The 18,942-nt window shown below is 56.3% G+C and carries 19 protein-coding genes; 6 read left to right on the plus strand and 13 right to left on the minus strand.

The features are described 5' to 3' along the window. Positions 1-66 precede the first annotated feature (66 nt). The gene (locus QMZ18_RS28450; protein WP_282609785.1) at positions 67-1,293 is read left to right on the plus strand and encodes an NAD(P)/FAD-dependent oxidoreductase; all 1,227 of its coding nucleotides are present in this window, start codon (positions 67-69) and stop codon (positions 1,291-1,293) included. Here QMZ18_RS28450 and QMZ18_RS28455 read toward each other — a convergent pair. The 6 genes from QMZ18_RS28455 to egtB all read right to left on the minus strand — a co-directional run bounded on the left by QMZ18_RS28455 (position 1,290) and on the right by egtB (position 6,804). Beyond that, a complete protein-coding gene (locus QMZ18_RS28455) occupies positions 1,290-2,252 on the minus strand; it encodes an endonuclease/exonuclease/phosphatase family protein (protein ID WP_282609786.1) in 963 nt (320 codons plus the stop codon). The two genes, QMZ18_RS28450 and QMZ18_RS28455, sit on opposite strands and share 4 nt — an antisense overlap. A gap of 157 nt (positions 2,253-2,409) precedes the next feature. Further along, entirely contained in the window at positions 2,410-3,246 is an 837-nt protein-coding gene (locus tag QMZ18_RS28460; RefSeq protein ID WP_282609787.1) for a VOC family protein, read from the minus strand. Between the two features lie 27 nt (positions 3,247-3,273). Then, the gene (locus QMZ18_RS28465; protein ID WP_282609788.1) at positions 3,274-4,176 is read right to left on the minus strand and encodes an alpha/beta fold hydrolase; all 903 of its coding nucleotides are present in this window, start codon (positions 4,174-4,176) and stop codon (positions 3,274-3,276) included. Continuing rightward, positions 4,163-4,468 carry a helix-turn-helix transcriptional regulator gene (locus tag QMZ18_RS28470; RefSeq protein ID WP_282609789.1) on the minus strand — a complete coding sequence of 102 codons (306 nt, stop codon included), beginning with the start codon at positions 4,466-4,468 and terminating at the stop codon, positions 4,163-4,165. Before QMZ18_RS28470 ends, QMZ18_RS28465 begins: the two co-directional genes overlap by 14 nt. A 78-nt stretch (positions 4,469-4,546) precedes the next feature. Continuing rightward, positions 4,547-5,530, minus strand: a complete 984-nt coding sequence (gene egtD, locus QMZ18_RS28475) for an L-histidine N(alpha)-methyltransferase (RefSeq protein WP_282609790.1) — start codon at positions 5,528-5,530, stop codon at positions 4,547-4,549. Beyond that, positions 5,527-6,804 (minus strand): ergothioneine biosynthesis protein EgtB, encoded by a 1,278-nt coding sequence (egtB, locus tag QMZ18_RS28480; RefSeq protein ID WP_282609791.1) that lies wholly within the window; start codon positions 6,802-6,804, stop codon positions 5,527-5,529. The genes egtD and egtB overlap by 4 nt, the downstream gene beginning before the upstream one ends. 141 nt (positions 6,805-6,945) lie before the next feature. Here egtB and QMZ18_RS28485 point away from each other — a divergent pair, with 141 nt between their 5' ends. Further along, positions 6,946-7,881, plus strand: coding sequence for a LysR family transcriptional regulator (locus QMZ18_RS28485; protein WP_282609792.1), 936 nt, complete (start codon positions 6,946-6,948; stop codon positions 7,879-7,881). Here the strand turns inward: QMZ18_RS28485 and QMZ18_RS28490 are convergent. From QMZ18_RS28490 to QMZ18_RS28510, 5 genes are all read right to left on the minus strand, one after another. Continuing rightward, positions 7,876-8,424, minus strand: coding sequence for a GNAT family N-acetyltransferase (locus QMZ18_RS28490; RefSeq protein WP_282609793.1), 549 nt, complete (start codon positions 8,422-8,424; stop codon positions 7,876-7,878). The two genes, QMZ18_RS28485 and QMZ18_RS28490, sit on opposite strands and share 6 nt — an antisense overlap. Before the next feature lie 4 nt (positions 8,425-8,428). After that, positions 8,429-8,809, minus strand: a complete 381-nt coding sequence (locus QMZ18_RS28495) for a hypothetical protein (protein WP_282609794.1) — start codon at positions 8,807-8,809, stop codon at positions 8,429-8,431. 307 nt (positions 8,810-9,116) lie between these two features. Then, positions 9,117-10,964 (minus strand): GMC oxidoreductase, encoded by a 1,848-nt coding sequence (locus QMZ18_RS28500; protein ID WP_282609795.1) that lies wholly within the window; start codon positions 10,962-10,964, stop codon positions 9,117-9,119. Positions 10,965-11,000: 36 nt separating this feature from the next. Continuing rightward, entirely contained in the window at positions 11,001-11,642 is a 642-nt protein-coding gene (locus tag QMZ18_RS28505) for a hypothetical protein (protein ID WP_282609796.1), read from the minus strand. Positions 11,643-11,773: 131 nt separating this feature from the next. Then, positions 11,774-13,399, minus strand: a complete 1,626-nt coding sequence (locus QMZ18_RS28510) for a hypothetical protein (RefSeq protein WP_282609797.1) — start codon at positions 13,397-13,399, stop codon at positions 11,774-11,776. 527 nt (positions 13,400-13,926) lie between these two features. Between QMZ18_RS28510 and QMZ18_RS28515 the strand changes: the two genes are divergently transcribed. Then, positions 13,927-14,355, plus strand: a complete 429-nt coding sequence (locus QMZ18_RS28515; RefSeq protein WP_282609798.1) for a YbaN family protein — start codon at positions 13,927-13,929, stop codon at positions 14,353-14,355. A 106-nt stretch (positions 14,356-14,461) separates the two neighbouring features. Here QMZ18_RS28515 and QMZ18_RS28520 read toward each other — a convergent pair whose 3' ends face one another. Next, positions 14,462-15,103: a c-type cytochrome gene (locus tag QMZ18_RS28520; RefSeq protein ID WP_282609799.1), complete on the minus strand. Its 642-nt coding sequence runs from the start codon at positions 15,101-15,103 to the stop codon at positions 14,462-14,464. A gap of 239 nt (positions 15,104-15,342) precedes the next feature. Here QMZ18_RS28520 and QMZ18_RS28525 point away from each other — a divergent pair, with 239 nt between their 5' ends. Then, positions 15,343-16,107, plus strand: a complete 765-nt coding sequence (locus QMZ18_RS28525) for an META domain-containing protein (RefSeq protein ID WP_282609800.1) — start codon at positions 15,343-15,345, stop codon at positions 16,105-16,107. Positions 16,108-16,110: 3 nt separating this feature from the next. Here QMZ18_RS28525 and QMZ18_RS28530 read toward each other — a convergent pair whose 3' ends face one another. Continuing rightward, positions 16,111-17,082: a YdiY family protein gene (locus tag QMZ18_RS28530; RefSeq protein ID WP_282609801.1), complete on the minus strand. Its 972-nt coding sequence runs from the start codon at positions 17,080-17,082 to the stop codon at positions 16,111-16,113. 291 nt (positions 17,083-17,373) lie between these two features. On the opposite strand from QMZ18_RS28530, the gene QMZ18_RS28535 reads away from it, so the two are divergent. Both QMZ18_RS28535 and QMZ18_RS28540 read left to right on the plus strand, forming a co-directional pair. Continuing rightward, the gene (locus tag QMZ18_RS28535) at positions 17,374-17,928 is read left to right on the plus strand and encodes a DUF2199 domain-containing protein (protein ID WP_282609802.1); all 555 of its coding nucleotides are present in this window, start codon (positions 17,374-17,376) and stop codon (positions 17,926-17,928) included. A 179-nt stretch (positions 17,929-18,107) separates the two neighbouring features. Further along, a complete protein-coding gene (locus QMZ18_RS28540) occupies positions 18,108-18,731 on the plus strand; it encodes a hypothetical protein (RefSeq protein ID WP_282609803.1) in 624 nt (207 codons plus the stop codon). The last annotated feature ends 211 nt before the right edge of the window (positions 18,732-18,942 follow it).

Raw genomic sequence — 18,942 nt, forward strand, 5'->3', positions numbered from 1 at the left:
GTCCGTGACGAATTTTCGGCGATCCTGTGAGCCTATCGCCAGCCTTGTGGGGTGAATGTGGAGAACGTGACATTAGAGAGCCCCATTGTGGTTGTCGGTGGCGGTCAAGCCGCCGCCTCTATGATCGTCAAACTGCGTTCACTGGGAGACGATCGCCCGGTCATTCTTCTGTCCGACGAACCCGTCGCGCCCTATCAGCGGCCTAATCTGTCCAAAAAATACCTCCGCGGCGAGCTTGCGCTCGACGATCTGATGGTCCGTCCGCAGAACTGGTATGCCGAGCACGCTGTGGAGCTGCGGCTCGGCCAAAAAGTTGAAGAGATCGACCGGAATGCAAAAAGCGTCCGACTGGCAGATGGGTCCGCGCTGACCTACGGATACCTCGTTTTCGCAACCGGCGGCGAGCCCCGTCGCCTACCCGCTGCGATTGGTGGCGATCTTGCGGGTGTTTATACGCTGCGTGATGTTGCCGACGCCGATGTGCTTGCTCCGCTCTTCACCGCCGGCAAACGTCTTTTGATTGTCGGTGGCGGCTATATCGGACTGGAAGCAGCAGCGGTTGCCGCTCAGTCCGGCATGGATGTCGTGCTGATTGAAATGGCGGATCGTATCCTGCAAAGGGTGGCCGCCCGCGAGACATCCGACTATATCCGCGCGCTTCATCAGGAACATGGCGTTCGTATTCTAGAGAACACTCAACTTGCCCGCATCGTGGGCGAGGATGGTGTGGCCAGCCATGCGGAACTGGCGACGGGAGAGAAAATCGCAGTCGACTTCGTGATTGTCGGCACAGGTATTGCGCCCCGAACCGAACTGGCGGAACAGGCCGGACTGACGATCGATGGCGGTATCGCGGTAGATGCATCCTGCCGTAGCTCAGACCCGGCAATCCTCGCCGCAGGTGATTGCGCAAGCTTCGTCTGGCAGGGTCGACGGATCAGGCTAGAATCCGTCCAGAACGCCACGGATCAGGGTGAAGCCGTCGCCTGCACTCTTGCGGGACAGGAAGTCGATTATCAGCCGGTACCCTGGTTCTGGTCGGACCAGTTCGATATGAAACTTCAGATTGCCGGCTTGAACACAGGATTCACACACAACGTGACACGTCCTGGCACGCGCGAACACGCCATGTCGGTCTGGTATTACCATGATGACAAGTTGCTTGCCGTCGATGCTATGAACGACGCAAAAAGCTTCATGACCGCAAAGAGACTTCTGCAAAAAGGCCTTTCGCCCGAACCTGATTTCGTTTCAGATCCTGACAGCGACCTGAAGTCCTTACTCAAAGGTTAGGGCACAAACCCCAGGCGCGCGATTACCGGTAAATGGTCGGAACCAACCGCCGGTCCCCGTACAGCACTTACCGCCGCTAATTCAGGGCCGACGAGTATGTGGTCGATCGGCAGCCCAAGACCTGGTGCCCAACGAAGCGACGGCCGATATATGGTCAGACGCAGCCCCTCGACAACGGAAGCATCGGCTGCCTCACCTATTCTGTTGACCGAGTGGCTCCAGGGAGCGGCGTTAAAGTCTCCACCGATGACAACCGGCCTCGGCAGCGCCTGCAAATGGCCTTCCAAACGCTCGACCTGTGCTGCCTGCCCAAAGGGAAAGGGCCAGTGCAGATGTATCGACGCCACAGTGACCGTACGATCCCCGACTTCGACCCTGATCCAACTGAGCCCTTCGCCTATGATGCAGCCACGAACCGGTCCGAGACCTGTTGGAAAAGGAAGACGTGAAAATACGGCAACAGCGCCGACGCGCCGAAACTGGCAGACAACGCTATAGGGATAATCCTGATTCAGATCCGAAACCGTCTGCCAGACAAAAAAAGAGACTTCCTGCAGTGTTACAACATCAGCATCGCTTTCCCTGATCAAACGCACCGCTTCCTTCGCCGTCCGGTTCCGGAAGTTGAGGTTGAGCTGAACCAGGGTGAAATCCGTATCAGCTTTTGGGTCCAGCACTGAAGTCGCCGCCGGCAAGGCAGGTGCCAGACCGGAAATCCCCGGCATGATCAACGCGGCGGCCAGCATTGCCCGTACCGGCGCCCGCAGGAGTACGAGCGCAACGGCGGCAATCGCCAGCGCGAGAATCAGATGAAAACGAAAATGCGCAAAGGAGTCTGCTACCGGCAGCCAGGGCGCAAAAAATCCGAACGCCAGTGCTGCAGCCGCAAGTCCGGCCCCACGGGTCACGAGCGTGAGAAAGACTGACTTTAGTCTCGAGACCTGCTGTTGGTCGTTCAATGAGTTCTTCCTGTCTTACGGTGCAGAGACTGATATTGGCGCAGAAGCTGTCGGTCCTAATTCTGTCTGCAATGCCACCGAGATGTGGCGATCCTAAGGCAATCGCATTTGCAGCGCTGCCTCAGAAACAATCTCTGGCCGGCACCGGCGTATACCTTCAGACAGCGATCCATTCGATGAACAGGCCGCAGGCTGCCGTAGCTGGTGTCGTTTCCCGGGTTTCGCCGCTTGCCAGCGCGATTCCTACGAAAGCAGGGCCGGAACTCAAGTCAATTTGCAGAGAAGGATCGTGCTCCAAGGCCGACTCCGGCGTCACGACCCGGACCTCCTGCCCTGCCCCGCAGGCGACCGAAAAGCCACCGGTAATCGCACTGACCGCGCCACCGAACATTTTGCTGACAAAAGCGCTGTCCCGCTCTGGATTTGAAGAAGCGATGTAAACAGCAGTGATCACCCGAGCAGCGTTTTTATGCTTCTGAAATTCTGGCTTCCAGAAGTACTCCTGCGCCCGGTTCTGACAGACAAAAAAGGCAAGGTCCGGCATATCCGGTGAGGTCGCGAAGGTCAGGGAGAAGGAAACTGTCACCTGCTCGCCACCGGGAAGGCGCGCCTGCCGATCGAAATCAAACACTTCATAGGTCGGAACGCTCGCAGCCTGAAATCGGGCTGCGTCAGCGCGGGCGTCGCCACTCGCAAAAACCAGCATCGACATACCTTCGCGCTCTGCGATCCGCTCCTTATTATGTCCGCCAAAACTGAAAAATGGCGGTGTCTTTGACGGGTCATGCGGTACGAGTGTGTCCGGGCGGTCAACTTCCAGAATTTCAATGAAGTTCTTGCCCGCAAACTGCGCCAGGCGATTTGATGTCCCCATGCGGTCTTCGTGCATGGCACGCGGTGTCAAAGTAAAGCCAAGTTCTTCGTAAACTTTTGCGGCCGCATCGAGATCGCGAACCGCCACAACGATATGATCAATGGAACGTCCTGTTGCCATTCTGTCTCTCCCTGTCCTTTGCCAGGCTCACAAAAACCCGCGCAGTTTTTCGACGACGAGCTCAGGCACTTCCTCTGGAATGAAATGACCGCAGGGCATCGCTGCACAGCTAAGGCTCTCAACCCACCCCTGCCAGACAGCCTGCATGTCGAAGTGGCGCCCGACAACCCCCTCCTCGCCCCATAACACTAAGGTCGGGCAGCCGATTTTCCGTCCCGCTGCCCGGTCGGCGCGGTCATGCTCGACATCAAGCGTGATACCCGCCCGAAAGCATTCGCAGATGGCTGCTACCGAATCCCGCTGGCTCGAAGCCACGAGATAAGCTTCCAGTGCCGCCGGATCGTAAGGTGAGCCGCCCTTGGTAAGATCCAACAGAATCTCGCTCATGAAGCCGCGCGGATCACCGGCGATGAGACGTTCCGGGCGCGGGGCAGGCTGTGTCAGGAAAAAGAAGTAATAGTAGTCCTGTGCAATAGCGGCATTGGCCTGTTCGTAAAAATCCAACACGGGAACGATATCCATGACCGCGAGGCGGGTGACAGTCTCTGGATGGTCCAATGCAAGCCTCCGGGCGACCCTGGCACCACGGTCGTGGCCGACAACAGCGAAACTGTCAAAACCAAGCGACTGCATGACCGCCAACTGCTCAGCCGCCATCGCGCGTTTCGAATAGGCGGTATGACCTCCGTTCGAAACCGGTTTGTGGCTCTCACCCCGGCCGCGCAAGTCCGTCAGAACAACGGTGAACCTGTCGGACAGCTGCGGTGCGACCTTATGCCAGCAGAGGTGTGTTTGTGGATCACCATGGAGCATCAACACTGGTGGACCCGAGCCACCCACAAGAGTTCTTATGGCCTGGCCATCGATACTCACTGTCTTGCGTTCGAACTCCGGCAGCAGACGTGCATCGGCTTTCTCAAAGATTGTCATGTAACCAGTTCCGGTAGTCGGCCAAGGCAGCCTCGTTGCGGGAAAAGAAGGACCAGCGCCCGATCCTCTCAACCGCGACAAATTCAGCCCGGCGCAGAAGCTCCAGATGTCGGCTGACCGTTGGCTGGCTCATCTTGAGTTTTGCAGCAATCAGCGTGACGCAAACGCCTATCTCGGCCGGGTCGCCGGTTTCCTGTTGATGAAAGTGGCGGCGCGGTTCCTTCAGCCATTGCAGAATTGTCATTCTGCTCTCGCTGGCCAATGCCTTCGCCTGTTCCGATCGATCGACCATGCTTCATTGATACATAGTTATTTAGCTATGAGTCAATGAATCAGTTAGCGGAAATTTTCATCGTCTGCCGTTGTTCGATCAGCCGAACAGAAGAACCGAAAAGAGTTTTGAAGGATCTTCCCACGAGCGTAACGCGCGCCAGCCGCAGGTATCGGCGAGGGCCTGTAGAGCGAGGATCGAAAACTTACGGGAATTTTCGGTGTGGATGGTCTCACCGGCCGCAAAATCGAAACTGCGTCCAAGTACGTCTACGCTCTGCGAGCGCTCGCTGACGAGATGCATCTCGATTCTGCTGTCGACGTCGTTCCAGACCGCCTGATGACGAAACTGCTCCAGATCGAACCCGCCATCCAGTTCACGATTTATCCGCACAAGCAGGTTCTTATTGAAATCCGCCGTAACCCCGGCTGCATCGTCATAAGCAGGTATCAGAATGTCGGGGCTTTTTCGCAGGTCCGCCCCAACCACGAGCATACCGTCATCACCGAGCTGCCGGCGGGCACGGGTGAGAAAGCTTGTGATTTCATGGTCACTCAGGTTACCGATCGTCGAGCCCGGAAAGAAACCAAGGCGTCGGCCGGCTGTCAGCAGATCGCCGGGAACCTCGACCTCGGACAGAAAGTTGCCGACGATCGGACGCATTTTAATCGCCGGGTAGTCTTGCGCCAGATTTGCTGCCACAGCCTGTAGAAATTCAGCGGAGATATCGATGGGTGCGTAGAACGCGGGTGTATCAAGAGCATCAAGAAGAATGCGGGTTTTCACGGCCGCCCCCGCCCCGTATTCGACCAGCGCAACACCGGGCCCGACAATTTCCCGCAATTCGTCCACACAGGCATTCAGAATCTCAGCCTCGGTCCGCGTAGGATAATACTCGGGCAGATCAGTGATCTGCTCAAAGAGTTCCGATCCCCGCCGGTCGTAGAACCACCTGCAGGGCAGCTCTTTCTGCGGTTTCGAAAGCCCCGCCAGTACATCCTTGGCGAAGGCTTCATCGGCAGCACCAGATACCGACATGTCGGAACTACCGGTGTTGGCCTTCGGCCGGTCGATGACACTCATGCGTCGTCTGCCAGTCTGAGACCGGAGAACTGCCAGCGCTTGTCCGGCTGGAAGAAGTTCCGGTAGGTGGCGCGCACATGACCGGCCGGTGTCGCACAAGATCCGCCTCGCAGGACATATTGGCCATTCATGAACTTGCCGTTGTACTCGCCGACGGCACCCTCGGAGATCTTGAAACGGGGATAGGCCGTGTAGGGGCTGTGCGTCCACTCCCAGACGTCACCGAACAGGTTTTCAGAACTTCCGTCAGAGGCAACCGAAGCAGGCGGCTTGGGGCGCAGGCGTCCGCTATCGGCGAAGTTGCCCGTTACTTCCCTGCCGGCTGCGGCGTGTTCCCATTCGAACTCACTGGGCAGGCGCTTACCCATCCATCGGGCAAAGGCATCGGCCTCGAAGTAGCTGATATGGCAGACAGGTGCAGCGGGATCGACCGGCTGCAGGCCGCGAAGCGTCATGGTCATCCACGCGCCATCCCGTTGTTCCCAATAAAAAGGCGCGTCCCAACCTCGCTCGTTCACGATTGCCCAGCCATCGGAGAGCCAGAGCGTTGAGGTCCGGTAGCCGCTATCCGCCATGAATTCGAACCATTCGGCATTCAGCACGGGCCGTGACGCCAGCTTGAAGGAACGGATGATCGCCTCGTGACGCGGGCCTTCGCAGTCAAACGCGAAGTCCGAACCTGCATGGCCGATCTGAACCATTGCCTGATCAAAGGATAGCCAGTCGAGCGGTGCTGGCCCATTGCTTTCAACCGCCAAGGGTTCGGGTGCGCGAAACGCCGGGCGGAGCGGGTTTTGCGCGAAGAGATGTAGAATGTCGGTCAAGAGCAGCTCCTGATGCTGCTGCTCGTGATGAAGTCCGAGTTCGACCAGATCCAGGATTTCACCGGTTGGTCCCGAGTCGAGAAATCGCGCCATTCCGGCATCGACATGCGTCCGGTAATTGCGGATGTCCTCAAGCGAGGGTCGGGTCAGCATTCCCCGGCTTGGTCGGGGATGACGTTCACCAACCTGTTCGTAGTAGGAATTAAACAGATAGCAATAGTTGGGATCGAAGACCTGATACCCAGTCAGCCGCGGCTCAAGCAGGAAAGTTTCGAAGAACCAGGTGGTATGGGCCAAATGCCATTTGGCCGGGCTGGCATCTTCCATCGACTGCACAGTCGCGTCGGAATCGGACAGACCTGAAACCAGGGACAGCGACTCGCCTCTGACCTTTAGATACGACTCGGCCAACGCCCCGGAACGCCGGGCGGAAAGAAGACTCTGACTCAAGGGATGGCTCCTTTTGGTGCTTCGGTTCTTACGGTCGGGTCGCCGCCCCGTCGAATCACGGGTTATATTGAAGCTTACAATTGCTTCTGCAACGACCATATGTCGAACAGTCTGGTTCAAATCTGTTACAGTGGAGATCGCGTGACCAACTGGGACGATCTGAAATTTTTCCTGGCCCTTGCGCGTCACCGTTCGGTCCGCTCTGCCGCCGCTTCGATTGGTGTCAGTCATTCGACCGTGGCCCGCCGGATCGGCGAATTGGAAGAACGCATGGGCGTACGCCTCTTCGACCGGACGGCTGAAGGCTACGCGCCGACGGAGGCCGGCGAGGAGATGATCGAAGCCGCCGAAAAAGTCGAAGACGAAATCAGTGGAATTGAGCGGCGCGTTCTCGGCACGGACGCCAAGCTGTCCGGCGAGATCAGGGTCACCATGCCGAATGTGGTCGCCGAAGGCTTGCTGATGCCGGACTTCGTGCGTTTCGGACGTGTCTATCCGGCCATCGATCTGAACATTATTACATCCCACGACTTCGCCGATCTCAATCGGCGGGAAGCAGACGTTGCGATCCGCCTGGTGCGTATCGGCCAGTCTCCACCAGAGCATCTGGTTGGGCGCCGAATTGCGCGCTTTCACTCTGCGGCCTATGCGACCCGGGAGTACCTGGACAGCGTTTCGCTGGAAACCGATCCCACGTCAGCGCGCTGGATCGGCTGGGGCGATCGGGAAGCCTTTCCCGGCTGGGTGAAGAACAGCGCTTTTCCCAAAACCCCTGCCCGCGACAGAATCAACGACGTCATGATCCAGTATCAGGCGGCACGGCACGGCATGGGCCTCGCAATTCTGCCCTGCTTTCTGGGCGACCTCGACCCACTGCTCAACCGGGTCGGCCTGCATCCGCCCAAACAGAACTTCGACATTTGGCTGCTCAGTCATCCCGATTTGCGCGAAACGGCCCGCCTGCGTGCTTTTCGTGATTTCATCGCCGAATCAATCGCGGCGAAACGAGACCTGATCGAGGGACGCTTGCCGAAACGCGAGCGTAAAAAACCGAGGATCTCACGGGTCGTTTCATAGGGTTGGCGCCGTGATCTCTTCTTCGTTGAAGCGCTTGCCCATCTCGATGGCCGGCAGATAGGCCCCATTAGAAAGCTCGACAGCGGCGTTACCGGTCTTGCGATACCCAAGCGAGCGATAGAAGGTGACGCCCGACAGCATGGCTGTCAGTTCGACGCAGTCATAACCGGCACGCCTGATATCAGCCTCTACATAGGCCATAAGTGCGCTTCCGATCCCCTGGCGGGCGTAATCCGGGTGCACGAAAAACGCACGGATCTTCGGGTGATGGACTGCAAGCTCTTCGCTGTCGAGATACTTTCCATAGTGCGGCGGTCGATCGCTCCAGCCGCCACAGCCGACGATATGTCCTTCATGCTCCACCACGTAATAGGTCCGGCGGTGGATCAGGCTGATATCGAGCGTGCCGACCTCCCGGATGTAGCTGTCCAATTCGAAGTCGCTGTAAAATGCAAACCCCAGTTTGTGTGTGCAGTCGACCTGCAGCGTCACGAGGGCCTTTGCGTCGGTCATCTTAGCCAGGCGGCAATTCCACTGTTTCATGATTTTAACTCCCGGAAGATTTCCGGGCTCCTCTCGACGCCAGCGCGTGCCTGCTCATGCCCTTCCGAGTCTTATGTGATTTGCGTCGGCGTTCATGGAGCAGTGTCACGCCAAGACCCGCGATGGCGACGCAAAGAAGAGCAATGGACGTGATCTGTGGCATCGCGACAAAACCCATGAAGACCCCGCCATGATTCATGAAGGTCTGACTTTGCGGAGCTGTAACGGCGCCCGGTGCCGGACGGCCGCCAAGATTCAGACTTGGGGCACTATCTGCGTCCGGCGCATCGAACGCCCGCAGACCGGCAGACGCGGGGCATTGCGCCGTAACGACCAGAATTGCGAAAAGCATGAATGTCATTGCGGGTTTACGAAGTGAGCACACGTTTCTTCTCCTAGAGCCGGGTCGTTTTTCGCGGATTTAATGGAAAACGTGAGCCGAGCTCTATTTCAGGGTGTTAGAGGACACACACGTACTTGACCACTTCGGCCAAGAACGATCGCGTCCTCGATTAGCGATGGAGGTAAGATTAGGCGTGTGCTGTCAGCAGCTCGTCAAAGACACGTGAAATCGCCGTAAATAATAGAAAAAAGAAGACGAATCCGGAGGTGAAAGCGTGAAAAAAAGAATGTGGAGCGCCGCGCGTGAGGGAACAATACAGCTCCCCCACCACGCGAGTCGGCATTGAAAATTACAGGCGGTTGGCAATTTCCTGAGCAGTGAGCCAAGTCAGGGCCGTCATGGTAAGGGTCGGATTCTCGGTACCGATACTGGGCATGGAACCACAGCCGATAACATAGAGGTTGTCGTGATCCCAGCTTCTTTGTGTGCTTGTCACCACCGAGTTCGAACTGGACGTGCCCATAACATGGGTGCCGCAGAGATGGCCTGCACCGGAGTAATTGTAGGTCTGCTTGTTGTAGGTGAAGGTAGCCGGGTTATCCTTCGCGCTCGCCGTTACGGTAAAATCGGTCGCGCCGATCCGAGACATGAATTCATCTGCGGCAACGCGTGCTTTCTCGAAGCCTTTCATGGTGTATTCCGAAAGGCCATAGGTGACCAGTGGACGGGGGATCTTCAGATTGTCGGTTTCCGTCGTAGAAAGCTGAACCCGGTTCGATGCCTCCGCATCCTGTTCCACCAGAAAGCCGATGCGGAACTGGCGGGTCAGAATATCGTTCAGCGTGGTCACGTAATCCTGATTACCGTAGATGGCGCTCCCGGAATTGGTCCCGCCGTTGTTGGTTCCATAGATGTAGTCGAGACCGGATACATAGGGGTCTCCGACTGGCCAGTTCCAGGCCGCATTGCCCAGTTCGATCCGCCAGGCCGCGCGCTTGCTGCGGAACGGGCCGTCCCGCAGGGTCTCGATGCCCGAGGTCGAAATCGGCCCGCGGTAGGCATAAGCCGGCGACGCCGAGGGCAGCAGCCCCCACGCCAGATACACCGGATGATCCATCAAGTTTCGCCCAACCTGATCGCTAGTGTTCGCGATATTCTTGCCAGAAATACGCGCCGAGTTCAGCAGGATCTTCGCGTTTTCGACGGCATGGGCGGCCAGGACATACATCGGACCCGTGGCCGTGCCCTGCCCCGTTGCCCCCGAGCTCGCCGGGACCAGGATGTCCTCGTAAGTTATGTAGTGGACGCCGTCGATCTTGCCGGCACTGTCGACGGTTATGTAGTCAACGACGCTTTTGTAGATGATGTCCACATTCCCGGTCGCGAGAGCCTGATCCAGGCTGACCGTCGGGTCGTATTTCGCCTGGATCGGACAGACCGGCGTGCAGTTGGTGTTGCCGTGACAGACCCGCCGCTCCTGATAGGGTTCTGAATTCCGCCCGGCAGGCGTGGCGGTCACGATGGTCGCGTCGATCGTGTAGTCCTCGTCGGTCAGTGGCGCTCCATCCACCTTGTCCTTGGCGATCTGGTCCCAATTCGATTTGGGAATACCACGCATCGGATAGCTGTAGCCCGGCGCGAACTCTGTGCCGACGATCTCTTGCTCCGCCACATCTGCCGACACGCCGATCTGATATTCGGCTTGTGCGTAGTAGTATTGAAGGTCGTCGTAATCGAGCGGCCAGTCCAAACCATGCCCGTAGTTTGTCTTCAGCTTGAGATCCGCATTGCTCATGCGCAGGCAGGTCCCCATCCAGTGGTTTCCGGTGCCGCCGGCAACCCGCTCGTAGGTGCTGGTGAAAGGAAGCGAACCATCGGTGTAGGTGAAGTAGGCTTTCTCGGGATTGTCCCAATCGGGAACGCCATTGTCCTTTTCAACCAGCGCCTGGATCGTCGGTCTGGGCGCATTGGTACGGGCGGGATCGAGCCCGTTGTCATCCGGTGAGTAAGGCGAAGACGGCGACTTGAAGGTATTCAGGAAGAAGTTCTCCATGAAGTCTTCTCGGTTGGACGGAAAGTTGTCGCCGGCCTCGATAATCAGGACCCGTTTGCCATCGCTCCCGAGCAGTAGCGCCAGATTGGCGCCGGCGAAACCCGAACCCACGATGACGACGTCGTAGCTATCATCCTTAGACATGATCCACCTCTGTTGTTTGCTTGTCCGGACGCTGCCTTAGATCGAGATGCCGTAGTCGGCGAGACTTGGCGGTTGATCCGCCCAACTCCCGAAACTGAAGGTGCTGAAGGCCATGGGATGGGCCTGCGCAATACGCCAGATCCAGCTGTTCTTGTAGGCCCGCGCCGAGACGATGAAATCTGTCTGATAGCCGGCATCGACATACTGTTTTGACGACGGCAGGGTCGTGACCTCGGTGCTGCCGTACCAGATGCCGTAAAGCCACATCATCATGGTCAGCCGGGAATAGACCCCCAGGAAGCTTTCATTCGGTTTGCCTTTGCTGTCGGTCAGCAACTGCTTGGCGATTTCCGGCGGAGGCACATTCGCATCGACGAGCTCCTGGTAATAGACCAGCAGGCCCTCCATGAATTCCGCACCCGTCTGGGTCGCGGTGGGCACGGAATAGTAGAGCGCCGCCAACGACAGATCGTCCTGGATCAGATCCGGCACCAGGCTCTTGACGTCGATGCCCAGCAGAGCCGCAGAGAGATTGCTGAAGGTATCGATGTCGCTCTGCGAAGCCGTAGCGAGAAGCTCGTCGGCTAGCGCCCACATGGGCAGCGCCGGTGCCAGAAGCACGCCGCCCAGTGCCCCGGCACTTTTCAGAATGCTGCGTCTTCGGAGTTGATCGGTCATCGGAGGTCTCCATTGGCTACAGAATTTTTTGTTAATTTTAAAAAGGAGCGTGAGAAGCAGAGTGGAGCGCGCTTCGAATGGACTCGCCAACCGCCCGGAGGCGCTCCTACATCGGCCCCCAGAGCAGGGAATCAATCGCTTCGTTCTGCGCGGTTCAGGGAAAAGACAAAGTTGCTCGACGCACCGGTTACCATGGAGCTGTCGCCATGGCACCCGACGCAGCTGGAGGTGTTGCGCTGTGCCCCGCCGGAGTGATTGAAGATGCTGACGGCGAAAGGATCGACGGTCGACCCGCTCACAACAACATTCTGCATCTGGTCGCTGACCGGGATGATGTTGCCGTTGGTCGTCGTCTGCTCGGCGTAGAAACCCTGGATATAGGTTTCGAGCGTCGAGTTGGCGAGGAAGGTCGGGGTTGGAAGGCCGTCAGGATAGGCCGGATTAATTTCCGCCAACCCTGTGCTTGGATCCGTGACCTTGACGACGGTCGGGAACTGAACGTCAGTGAGAAAGTAGTTTTCCCAAACTGTCCCGCCGCTATAACCCGCCTTCAGTTTGGCCCGGTAGTTCCCATTGGCAATCTGCGCGTATTGCCCTGGTGCCGCGAGCCGGATCATCTGCTTCGGTTCGGCGTAGCTGCGCTGCGGATTCCAGGGCCGTGGTGGCTGCTGGTTAAAACTGCAGGAGGGAACACCCGAAACCGAAGCGCAGGAAGTGGGGTCGAAGAAAGAGTAGCTTCCACTTGGTGTGCCACTGGCAAAGTCAACCAGCCAGGGTGCATTGTCGACATGTTCGAAGGTGGACCAGACCCAGATTGGTGAAGAGTTGGTGCGGTGGACGATGTGGAAACCGACCAACCCGACCTTTGAGACGATACAGGACTCCTTGACGGTGGGCTCGTCACCAAAGGCGCCGCCCGCCTTCTCGTAGATGTAAGCATTGGTGCGATAGTATTTTGTCGCATCATCGGCACCGGTCAGGAGTTTCCAGGAGGCTTTGACCATGATCGATCCGACTTTAGACGGGTCGTTGCTTGAACTGAAAACCCCGCGCGGCCAATCGACGGGCGTGTCGTCGCGGTCCGGATCGTTCGCGTCGAAGGCCTCCTGCCCCTCCTTGTTATAGAGTTGATGCTCGATGACGTAGTTGTACATGGTCTCGTTAAAGTTAATGCCGAAGCGGGCATAGAGACCGTTTTGATCGATAATGGGGCCCATGCGGTTGGCCTGGACATATTCATCGAGCACATTGTTCTTTTTAGTCAGGCTGCTTGCGCCATCGTCCGGATCGAGACCGGAACAGATCGCGGGAAGAACATGTCCCGCGCCAAAGGCAGCAGGGGCGACGCCATTTGGCAGAAAAATATCGCGGGCCTCCGGATAAACCTGCCAGACCGCGATGTAATCCCCGTTGTTGTAGTTTAGCCCATTGGTTGTACTGGGCACGGCGACAGGATCGCCCTGACTATCCGTCTGTGCAGGAAAATTCAAGGCGATGAAGTCCTGCCAGGCGAAAGCCGCGTAGGCGGCATAGAGATCTTCATAGCTTCTCGCAGTCGCGGGATCGATGTCACCTGACAGGCTGCAATCGTAGGGCGCTGAAAAACACTCTGCAGTCCTCGCGTCTTCTGCACCCGCAGCCAAGGAGAACGCGGCAACGACACCAATGGCGCCGGCCTTCAAAGAATAGGAAAAACCACCAACACTATGTTGCTGTTTTGGAATGTCGGAAAGTAAGGAGTCTAAGGGCTTAGTCATTCCGGGCTCCTGGGACTTTGGGTGATCGTCAGAAACTTTTAGCCGGGCTTGAGCGGTCGGGTCGAACGACCAGCTTCGCAACTGGACTCGCTGCGAAGAAACGCCTAACGCGTAACGCGAATTCTGGTCAAAACCAACTGAAAGACGGAATTCTTTAGGTGTCTTCTCTTGGCGCAAAACCTCTTTTTCGAGTCCTTAAAGCCGCCTTTACCAATCTGTCTTAGTTGTATTTATCAGATTTAAACGTCAGACAGGTAGAAATTTTTGCGCCCATAGCGCTGCCGAACCGGCATCGCATAGGTTGAACTTGTTGAAAATATGGAGCAACAAAGGAAAAGTAGCGCTGAAAAATCACTCTGGTCACATACGTGAGTCAACCTGAACGCCAGCCGAGTAAAGGCCTGATCATGCGAAACAACGGTCGTCCACAGCAAAAAAGGCTTCAGTGCGTCCGAGAGTAGGACAGATACCAAAACGTCGCTTACAGCGAATGTAGAAGATATCGCCATGGCAAGAACCGTCCATGCATGCTATTTCGCCGGGACGAATGGAACCTGTTGAAGGGAGGGGCGGTGCTCCATAGCACCACACGATTTTTCTGGCGTGTTGCTGGCCTGATCTCATTGGTCCTTGGGATCATTGGGATCTTTTTGCCGCTTCTGCCGACCACACCATTTGTGTTGCTCTCCGCCTTTTGCTTCAGCCGAGGCTCGCAACGCCTACACGATTGGCTACTCACCCATCCCCGTCTCGGGCCGCCGATCCTGGAATGGCGCGATCACGGCGCAATTTCAAAACGCGCCAAATGGCTCGCGGCCATTGCAATGATCCTGGCGTTCGTGGTGGCGCTGTTAGGCGGTGCACCGAAGGAAGCTCTGGTGATTCAGGTCGTTGTCTTGCTTGGCGTGGCAGTTTTCATTTTCACACGCCCGATCCCGCCGGCCGACGAGTCCTAAACCGGCCATAGCTCCCGCCGGACAGGATTTGGAATTAGTCACTTTCCTGTCGGATAAAGCAGGCGCCGGTTCTTGTTTCCCACTAAAAGAATGGACAAGTTCAGAGCTAACCGCCTTTACTCTCCCCTTCGATGCTGGGATAGCCTTCGAAGAGTTTCTCCGGCCAATTGTCCTCTTCCCAATAGGGCTCATTAAGCATCCAGTCCCACATGGGTTCCGGAACATCTTCCAAAACAAACCCGGCCTGGGCGCCTTTGTCACTCGCGAAGACTGACAGGTCAGCCAGTTCTTCGGCTGTAAGTTCAATCTGATACCCCAGCTCAACGGCCTGAAGCTCCAGCATTGCCGGGGCCCCGCGCCACATGCGCACCACGAAATCCAATGGGTCCACCGGAGCTGCGGCCTCCCCCTCCTCCACGTCAAAAGCATCTAGCGCAGGTGCGGCACGCCCGCCAACACCGTTGATCGAATGACAGATGACGCAGCCCTTTGAGACAAACAGCCTCTTACCGCGCGTTGCATCGGCAATCGGCAGCAGCATGCCTGTGGGGGATGACGACAGCCCTTCACCAGCAAGCCCTTCAGAACTGCTTTGCGCAAAAGCAGTGGTCTGGATTGGCAGGACATCACCGACAAGCCAACTGCCAAAACCAATCACGGTGAGTACAGCGACGCTGGCGCAATAGCCCGCGAGCGACCTCCTGGTATCTGTCATCGCATCGAAGCCTTTCGTTAGCGGTTTTTCCATGCGGGAACCCATTGCGGTTTATGGGTTCCCGGTTCAGGGTCGGTTGACACTCAAAGTGTCAGCAAGCCCCAACAAATTGGCCTGTCACCCGCTTCAGTGCATTGATCTCGCTCAGTTCCCCGTAATGCTTCTCTGGAATAAGATGGGCCTAAAGCTGCTCTGGATCATTGGACCTGCGTGCACCACTTATAGAACTCCAAAGCCACGTTCACCGCCGCCAACAACCCATGAGGCTTACGATGAGACCGCCCCTCACGCTTGCCGCCGCATTCTGGTTCGCGCTCTCTGCAACGCCAGCTGCTGCCGAAGACAATGCGCTCGACGACTGCTGGGCGCAATCAGACAACCGGATCGAACTTGGTCACTGTTTGCGCGGCTTGAAAAACAGCGTCGACGACGAACTCCTGGAGACTTATGTCCAGGCACTGAATGCCCAAGCAGCCATAGACGACTTCGTAGGGCAGCGCCGGGCAAGCCGGACCATCGAACGCGCTCAAAAGGCTTTCGAGCTTTATCGCGACCTGGATTGTCATCTCCAGGAACTGCAAGCAGGCTCGGGCAGTGGAGCGGGCGACTTCTACCAGGCCTGCTGGATCGATATGACCCGTGAGCGGATTGCGAACTTGCAGAGTCTGCTGCCCGAAACAAACGAGGGAGCAACGCCACTTGGCGACTGGCGCGTCGAGCAGCTCGAAGGCGGCAAAGTCATGGAACGTCCACCCTTGAATCTGATGATCGAAAGCGGAGAAAAAATCAGCGGACATGGCGGCTGCAACCGCTTCTTTGGGCCCCTAAAACTCAAACCTTCCGGGAACAATCAAGGAGAGATCGAAATCGGCCCGCTCGGCTCCACCCGCAAAGCCTGCGGCGATATGATTGATGATCAGGAACTGCGTTTCCTCGAGGCTTTGGCACAAGCCGACCACTATTCGATTGAAGGTGGGAGTCTCGTGTTGTCCGGGTTAGATGGCCGGGTAGTTTTGCGTCTCTCTCAAGAGGAGTAACGCTCAAAAATCGTAAACGATAGAGGCTCGGGTCGTTGTATCGGTCGTTTCCGTGTCTTCGGGAACATTGCTTCGATAGCGGGTATTCAGAGACAATTTGCCTGAGAGCTGTTCGACGATCCGCATTTTAATGCTGGTATCATTGTCGATCGTGACCCGCTCGCGATCCCAGAGCACTTCAGTCTCGTTGCCTAAAAAGGCGCCGTCGGAGATCTGCCAGGTGATGTCGTTGGTAAAGCGTGCTCCAGGGCTCGTTTCCATCTCGTCGCTGTCGGAAATTTTCGCATAGCGAAGGCTCGGCCCTGCCGTGATCTCCCACTTCACCGGTCCTTCATCGAACAATCGCACGCCAAGGCCGGCAGCGGACAAAAGTTCGTAATCGAACCCGCTGAAGCGATCGTCGGTATAGTTCGCGAGGCCAAAGGCGAAAATCTCTTTTCGGATATCGTAATTGGCTTCGTATTCGAGCTCAAAGCGTTGCTCCAGCGTGTCGGTTTCGCTCTGCAAATAACCGCCTTCCGCCAACCCCTTGTGCTGCCATCGGTCGGATTGATAGCCGAGTTTCAATTGCGCTTTCAGTCCGGCATTTTCGGTGTTCCCGGTACGCAGAATGCCACCGAAATCAACAGAGCCGGAAACCGCAGGCTTCACTGGCGCCTTTGGGATCGGTTTCGTATTCACCGCGGTTCGATCCTTAAGAGTCGTCGCTGGAACGACCGCCGCAACAGGTTTCGGCGCAGCTAACGCTGGCTCTTCCTTCATCAGAACATCGGCTATCCGACGGGCCGCCCAGTCTGGCCGTAGCGCGATCGCAAGACGCAGGATCTTTGCCTGCTGTTGTGGCGCGTGGCTCAAAGCCTCCCGTACCGCTGCTTCGAAAGCTGCCGGCAATTCGTCTTCGGCAGCCTGCTCCAACGATTGAATAAGGTTGGGTCCCAGTTGTGTCAGAGGTTGCTCAGCCGCAATGCCAGGCAACGCCGCAATGACCAAGAATTTGACACAAAAAAAAGCGAAGCAAAGTGGCCACAAGAGGTTGAGCATAGGGCCGGACTATAAGGACTATTCCTAACTATTGGCTGTGCCCTCTTTGTGATGCAATTGAAGCTGGGATTTCTATGACTGTGCCCTTTTCGTCGTCAGCGAATCTTAATCTATTTCTGTGACCCTTTTTTCAACGGCAAGGCGCTCTGACTTATTAAAAAAGAGCCTAAATCTGCCGCTTCGATGCGAAATGAATTGAAATGATAAAGCCCAAGGAAAGACTCGATGGCTTTTAACTGGTTTGGCGCCGCTGCCGATCCCATAAAATCATTCGAATTCCGCTGTGATCGCTGCGGCGGCATTCATAGCGGGTCGCCGTCATTCGCGAACGAAGCGCCGTACAGTTACTATGAGTTAACCAACGATGAACGCACGACACGTGCCAGGTTGACCGACGACACCTGCGTAATCGACAAGGACAGTTTTTTCATCCGCGGCACACTGGAAATTCCTATCGAAGATGCCGAAGATCCCTTTTGCTGGGGGGTCTGGGTCAGCCAGAGCGAAGAAAGCTTTAAACGCTACCTCGAAACCTTCCAGGATGATCAAACAGGTGACGGCAGTTTCGGTTGGCTGGCGATCACTATGCCGGGTTATCGGCGAACCGCCAGTCACGAGCAGATCGAACACCTTGCCTGCAATGTAGAATGGCAGGGGAAAGGGCAACGCCCTCTTATTTTCCCTCATGAATGCGATCATCCGCTTTACACCGACGTTACCGACGGCATCACCTGGGACCGCGCAATCGAACTGGCGCAGATGGTGATGCATCCGCAATGACTGCGGAGGAATTCACGACCGACACTATAAATTTCGTATAAGCCTATACAAACTTTGCGTATCAAAAGCTCTACGCCCTCCCCCAACATTTACATCTATCACCTGCAATAAAGCCCACTCCGGCAAAGTGCTTTGTTCGATGGGTCGCTGCAGGGCAACTGGTAGCTTGGGAGGTTGTGATGGGTTTAGAACAATTTGCCGTCTTCGGATTCGAGCAGGAAAAGGTTCTGGGGCAACATTATAACGAAGCGGTTGCGAAAAAAGGTGTGTGCTCAGGTTTGGTAGTGCGTTTTGCCCAGCTTTGCTATGGCGGGCAAAAGGTCACCGAAACCGCAATGGAAAACAGCATTTTTTATTCGAAGTTAGTTCAGGATCGAAAATCTTCTGAATTCCAAAGCGATGTCGAGAAGAACGGCGCTGCCAAGGAAATGGACGCCTTAACAAAGGTATCGCCTTACACCGGTTTCATAACGAGATGCGATTATGCCGATGCCGGAATGGAAGGTGTCCTGAGCAGTATCAGGAACAAGCTCGGTATCGTCCATTTTGTTGGAATACACTTCGACAACGACCAAGCTCATAGCATTGGCGTTACAATGGACAACAACAAAAATTGGTGCGCCTTCGACCCGAATCAGGCCTATTTCGAAGGTAAGGAAAAGGATTTCGAAAGCTTCTTCACCTTCCTTGCAACGGTCTACGAACAGCATTATTGCAAGATTTTCAGTTGGCAGTGCATCTCTCTTATCAAGACACCAGGCCATGGCAGACTCACCCAATTCTTAAGTTCGCAGGGCTTGTAGCAACAAGGGCCGGAAACTGTTGCCATGCTTGCACGCTCTGAACCAACCTGATTCGGGAGCTCCCTGATCAGCATCTTCTATCACCTCATTCGAAATAGCGATTTGCTTATTTTTTCCGCTTCTCGGCAATATCGTCATAGGTGTCTCGAAATTTGAGAATACGACGCTTAATCGGGGTGTAACGCCGCAGGTCGGCGCGTAGAGGTGTGGA

The sequence above is a fragment of the Pelagibius sp. Alg239-R121 genome, assembly GCF_947331435.1.
Classification (GTDB): domain Bacteria; phylum Pseudomonadota; class Alphaproteobacteria; order Kiloniellales; family Kiloniellaceae; genus Denitrobaculum.